This is a genomic window from Porphyrobacter sp. TH134, from assembly GCF_002855495.1.
Lineage (GTDB): Bacteria > Pseudomonadota > Alphaproteobacteria > Sphingomonadales > Sphingomonadaceae > Erythrobacter.
Genome location: NZ_PKRO01000014.1, coordinates 67,689 through 73,925, shown reverse-complemented (window position 1 = coordinate 73,925; position 6,237 = coordinate 67,689). Strand labels below are relative to the sequence as shown.

Here is a 6,237-nt window from a genome sequence, read left to right as displayed (position 1 = left end):
ATCAGCCGCTCAGCGCAAAACCTCTGCATCCAAAGCGTGAATCAGATTTTACGCCAAACGGGAATCCCCTAATCCCCACTTTCGCAACAGGTCTAATCCTGCATCAAGAAGGTCAGCAAGCTGCGCATCCCGGCAAAATTGGCGCGGTAATGGATCAGGCGGCTCTCACGCTCGGACTGCACCAGCCCGGCGCGCTCCAGCGTCGCGAGGTGGTGCGACATGGTGGAAGGCGGAACCCCGCAATTCTCGGCGATGGCCCCGGCGATCATCCCATCGGAGCCAGCCTTGACCAGCATCCGAAACACCAAAAGCCGGGTTTCATGAGCCAGCGCGCCTAGCGCATCGACCGCCCAGACCTGTGTGTTGAGATCGTCCATCAGCACCACCTTTCGATGATTCTCGAAATACCAGTCAGCAGGAAGACATCAAGCTATAATTCGAGAATTATCGAACCTTTGGGCGGCAGTCGGGGCAATTCAAGGATAATAACGCGGCGAACCGCCCAAACCCCTGGAACGGGGTCACTTCCAGGATTTCGGCTTACGGCAAGAAACCCGCTGAAGCTGCCCGGCAGGTTTCGGGCCAGCGCCGCTGCCCTGTTTATGACCGTTCATGGGTGGGATGCCGCCGCTAAGTAAAACGGCGGGATCCGAACCCGCGAGGGGTCGATAAACCCCTGAGCGCTCCCTTTCGGGTGGCACCCGCAATCAGCCACTCGGCCGCGCTTTATGGCGATAACGCTTATTGATCCGACGGAAAAAATCAAAGACAATCATCGGGTCGGAGCTTTGGCCATCCAGTTCAACTCTGTCGAAAGGTCTTGCCAGCCACGGGTTTAGCAACGCCGCGCCATTCATCGGAGAATGTGGGAGCTGACGATTTCATTGACGCGCTTTCTTGCGTCGCACCAATGCCCGCGACGGATCGTTTGCAGAAGGTCTGCTTTCGGTGCAGGTGAGGCGAAAGCTGGTCAGCACAACTGGCCCGCCCTCGCAATCGATCCCGACCAGGTCATGCTGCCGCGCGAAGTCGGAAAGAGAATCGAGGCGCGTGTTACTCATTCCCGCCGATGAACACAGAGGACGGGCCGATAAGGAATACACCGGCAGCCTTGCCGGTTACGTCACATTATCCGCCACGTCGTACAGCTGGGGGGCAACATGCCCGCCCCATCCCTCGATCAAGCAGATATGGGCGTGTGGCTGAAATTTTACCTTACAGGCGCGAGACGCCGTATCTCGCCAGTCTCTCCGTCGGTTACCACGAACAGCCCGCCATCAGGCGCCAGCGCAATCGAACGGATGCGTGCGCCAAGATCGATCCGCTGCACTTCCTGCGCCCGGATGCCTTGCGTGCGGACCCTGACAATCCCGCGCTGCTGCAAACCGGTTAGCAGGAAGTCGTTGTTCCAGTCGAAATACTCATTGCCATTATAGCGCACCATGCCCGCAGGCGCGACTGCCGGTGTCCAGGTGATGACCGGCGCGATAAACCCGTCGCCTTCGGTGTGCCGGCCGATGTTCGAGCCTGACAGCGCACCGTTGGTCACTGCGGGCCAGCCATAATTGACGCCCGAAGCAATCACGTTGAACTCATCCCCGCCTGTGGGACCATGTTCGGACGACCACAGGAACCCATCGGCGGAAAGGGCGAGACCATACGGATTACGGTGCCCGCGCGACCACAGCTGCTGCTCCGCGCCGGGGAGGTTAAACCACGGATTGTCCGTTGGGACCGTCCCGTCGGGGAAAACGCGGATGATCTTACCCGTATCGTTGTCGAGCGAGAACAGATAGTTAAAGTCTTCCTCTTGCCGATCCCCAAGGGCCATGAACAGGTAGCGACCGTCAGGACTAAACGTCATTCTTGCGCCCGGTTGCCCGATGCGATTGGGCGAGACAATCGGCGCGCTACGGTAAACGGTCTGCACCGCCGTGAGTTGGTTGCCGGTCAGTGTGACCCTGCCAATCGCCACGCCTTCTGGGAAGTTGGCTGGATTGCTTGCTCCTCTGCCGACGCGGGGTGCGTTGGTATCACGATACATGTAGCTGAAATACACCATTCGGCTTGCCGCGAAGTCCGGGGCGAGCTGAATATCCAGCATCCCCACGGAGTCTGGCAGGCCTTCAACATTGGCCTTGGCCCCGTCGGGCGAAACCAGCGTCATCGTGCCCGGTATCGTCCTACTGCTCGCAAGAATGCGCCCATCGTCCAAAACCGCAATATCCCACGGCAAAGGCACCTGCGCGATGGCGGTCTGCGTCAGCCCGGTGATGGGCGCAGGGTTTGGCGGCGGTGGCGTGGGGGTCGGTGTGGGTGTTGGCGTGACGACAGGCGGCGCAACTGGCCCGCTGTCCTCCTCACCACAACCGTACACAAGCGAAATGGCGCAAAAGAGCACGGCGACTTGAATTGATCTCATACGATCGTGTGCGGCGAATGGCCTGTTCGGGTCTGAATTTATGTTACACAAGATCGGTTTATCGACAGAACCGCCAAATAAATGATGGCGTCATTCCCCTAGCATCGCTGCGCAGCTAGCGCCCTGCTTTCGCCGGGGTGACGAATGTGGCCATAATTTTTCCCGGGCCGATGGTCTGCTCTCTTCTCCGCCGAAGCCAATTGCGGCCAACTAAATCCCAGCGAGCAGCCGCGCGCCCACCACCAGCACCAGCAGCGCTGTCAGCCACCTGATCCATTTGGGAGGCAGCAACCGAGCCGCCAGCAGACTGCCCACCTGCCCGCCGATCACCACAGCCACCAACAGCGGCAGGGCAGCACTGATGGCCTGTCCGAACAGGTCGGGGCCATTCTTGAGCATCTGCCCGGCCAGCCCGAACAGCGAATTCACCAGGATGAACAGGCTGGCGGTCGCCGCAATGCTGCGCGCTTCGTGCCAGCGCGCCAGATGCAGTAACGGGGCGAGGAAGATGCCGCCGCCGATCCCCACCAGTCCAGCGAGATAGCCCAGCGGCGCAGCCGCCAACGGCATCCACCGAGCGAAACGCGCTGGGCCGCCCGCGGCGCCCTCGCGCACCGGGATCAGCATCGTCACCGCAGTCAGCACCAGGCTGGCGCCCAGCAGGGAGAGGAACGTCGTTTCCTTGATCGGGGTCAGCCCGCCAAGAAAACTCAAGGGCGCACCCAGCCCCACCAGCACGGCCGCGCGCCGCCACGGTGTCAGGCCGGCCCGCGCGAAGCGGATGCTTGACCCTGCCACCACCACGATGTTGCAGGCCAGCGCCACCAGCGGCAGCAGCCGGTAATCCAGCCCCGACAGCGCCAGCAGCGCCGCATAGGTCGACCCGCCGCCAAAGCCGACGCTGGCATACAGCAGCGCGGTGACCAGAAAGGCGAGCGCCAGCAGTGCCGGAACCGCCCCGATCATCGCGCTATCGCCTCTGCCTGACCGGCTGCGCGCTTAAACCAGCGCGCGGGCTGACAGCGCGCCGTGACAATGCTTGTATTTCTGCCCGCTGCCGCAAGGGCACAGCGCATTCCGGCTGAGCCCGAGATTGGCATAGGGGTCACCGCCTGCCTCGGCCCCGCCAGACCCGATCTCAGCTGCGGGTGCGCCTGCCAGAGATCCGAACAATTCGGGGCGCAGGTGAGACCCGTCGCCATCGGCAGAGTTATCCAGCCCGCTCAACGGATCAATATGTCCGGTGAGGAAATCGGGAAGATCAGGAAGCGCCTGCATTGGCGGCTGTTCCACGCGCAATTCCGCACGGAACAGGATTTTGGTCACTTCCTCGCGCAGGGTTTCCAGCATCGTTTCAAACAATGCGAAGGCTTCCTGCTTGTATTCGTTGATCGGCTGCTTTTGCGCGATCCCGCGCATCCAGATCACCTGCCGCAGCGCATCCAGCGTGGCGAGGTGTTCCTTCCAGTGATGATCGAGTTGGCGCAGCAGCACGTCCTTTTCGACCATGCGCCAGATGGCCGGATCGGACGCCGCGATCTTGTCATCCATCATGCCATCGGTCAGCGTGCGCAGGCGCTCCTCGATCAGTTCGGGCTCGACCTCATCCTCGGCCAGCCAATCATCGATCGGCGGCTGGAAGCCCAGCACTTCTTCAGCCCGCGCCTTCAGCCCTGCGACATCCCATTGTTCGGGATAGGAGCCCGGCGGGCAGGCTGTGCCCACAATCGCATTGATGGTGTCGTGCCGCATGTCGAGCACCACGTCATCCACCGCTTCGCTGTCCATGATTTCGGCGCGCTGTTCATAGACCACCTTGCGCTGGTCGTTCATCACGTCGTCGTACTGCACGACCTGCTTGCGCATGTCGTAATTGCGCGCCTCGACCTTCTTCTGCGCGGTTTCGATGGCCTTGGACAGCCACTTGGAACCAATCGCCTCACCATCGGCGAGGTTGGAATTCATCATCTTGGAAAACAGCGTATCGGGGCCAAAGATGCGCAGCAGATCGTCTTCGAGACACAGGTAGAAGCGCGACAGGCCGGGATCGCCCTGACGGCCCGAACGGCCGCGCAGCTGATTATCGATCCGGCGCGATTCGTGGCGTTCGGTGCCGAGCACGAACAGGCCGCCGGCCGCCCTCACCTGTTCCTTTTCCGCTGCCACTTCGGCGCGGATGCGGGCAATCGCAGCATCGCGGTCCGGCCCTTCGGGCAGATCGGCAAGTTCATCGGCAACCCGGTATTCGACATTGCCGCCCAGCTGAATGTCCGTGCCGCGCCCTGCCATGTTGGTGGCGATGGTGACCGCGCCCAAGCGCCCTGCCTGCGCCACGATGCGGGCTTCCTGTTCGTGGAAGCGGGCGTTGAGCACGCTATGGACCACGCCTTCCTGATCGAGATACTGGCTGAGCAATTCCGACTTTTCGATCGTCACGGTGCCCACCAGCACAGGCTGGCCGATTTCCTGCTTTTCCTTGATCGCCTTGGCGATGGCGCCGAACTTGTCGGCGGTGTTCTTGTAGAATTCGTCTTCCTCGTCGATCCGGGCGACGGGCAGATTGGTGGGGATTTCGACCACGCCGACCTTGTAGATATCCCAGAATTCCGCCGCCTCGGTCGCCGCCGTGCCGGTCATGCCGCTGAGCTTGGGATACATGCGGAAATAGTTCTGGAAGGTGATCGAGGCGAGGGTCTGGTTCTCCGGCTCGATCTGCACGCCTTCCTTGGCTTCCACCGCCTGATGCAGGCCGTTGGACCAGCGACGCCCATCCATCATGCGGCCGGTAAATTCATCGATGATGATGATCTTGCCGTCCTTGACGATGTAATCGGTGTCGCGCTTGCGCGAGAAATTGGCGACCAGCGCCTGATCGAGGTGGTGGACGACCTGCGTGTTTTCGACATCGAACAGGTTGTCAGTCGCAAGCAGCCCCTTTTCGAGCAGCAGCTTTTCGACTTCCTCCATGCCATCTTCGGTCAGCTGCACGCGCTTGACCTTCTCGTCGATGTCGAGCCATTCGACCGGGATTTCGCGCGCGACGAGATCGAGTGCGACATACAGGTCCGACTTGTCCTCGGTCGGACCGGAGATGATGAGCGGGGTACGGGCTTCGTCGATCAGGATCGAGTCCACTTCATCGACGATCGCAAAGTTGAACGGCCGCTGCGCCATTGCGCTGCGTTCATGCTTCATATTGTCGCGCAGATAATCGAAGCCGAATTCGTTGTTGGTGCCGTAGGTGATATCGGCGTTATAGGCGTCGCGCTTGTATTCCTCGGGCATGCCGGGAACGATCACGCCGACCGTCAGGCCGAGCCAGTTGTACAGCTTGCCCATTTCGGCAGCGTCGCGCCGGGCGAGGTAATCGTTGACCGTGACGACGTGGACGCCCTTGCCTTCAAGCGCGTTGAGATACACCGCCAGCGTCGCCATCAGGGTCTTGCCCTCACCCGTGCGCATTTCGGCGATCTCGCCGCGGTGGAGCACGAGGCCGCCGATCAGCTGCACATCGAAATGGCGCATGCCGAACACGCGCACCGATGCCTCGCGCACCGTGGCGAAGGCTTCGGGCAGGATGTCGTCGAGGGTTGCGCCATTGTCGATCAGACCGCGCAGCTTGGTGGTTTGCGCCTGAAGTTCGGCATCGCTGAGCGCCTGGATCTGCGGTTCGAACGCATTGATCTGCGCCACGATCTTGCGGGCGGATTTGATGTAGCGGTCGTTGGACGATCCGAAGACCGATTTGACGAGGGCATTGAACATGGCATTGAACCTTTGATGCAGACGGCAGCCCGCTGTGCGGGCCCGAAACG

4 protein-coding genes are annotated in these 6,237 nt (G+C 61.3%); all 4 read right to left on the bottom strand.

Annotated features, from left to right (window positions below):
* Positions 1 to 92: 92 nt before the first annotated feature.
* Complete coding sequence (locus tag C0V72_RS08360) at positions 93 to 377, bottom strand: ArsR/SmtB family transcription factor (protein WP_101793453.1); 285 nt, start codon at positions 375 to 377, stop codon at positions 93 to 95.
* An 833-nt stretch (positions 378 to 1,210) separates the two neighbouring features.
* On the bottom strand, positions 1,211 to 2,422 hold the full coding sequence (locus tag C0V72_RS08355; RefSeq protein ID WP_101793451.1) for a PQQ-dependent sugar dehydrogenase: 1,212 nt from the start codon (positions 2,420 to 2,422) through the stop codon (positions 1,211 to 1,213).
* A gap of 210 nt (positions 2,423 to 2,632) precedes the next feature.
* A complete protein-coding gene (locus C0V72_RS08350; protein WP_101793448.1) occupies positions 2,633 to 3,388 on the bottom strand; it encodes a sulfite exporter TauE/SafE family protein in 756 nt (251 codons plus the stop codon).
* 33 nt (positions 3,389 to 3,421) lie between these two features.
* A complete protein-coding gene (gene secA, locus C0V72_RS08345; protein ID WP_101793445.1) occupies positions 3,422 to 6,187 on the bottom strand; it encodes a preprotein translocase subunit SecA in 2,766 nt (921 codons plus the stop codon).
* Positions 6,188 to 6,237: the final 50 nt, after the last annotated feature.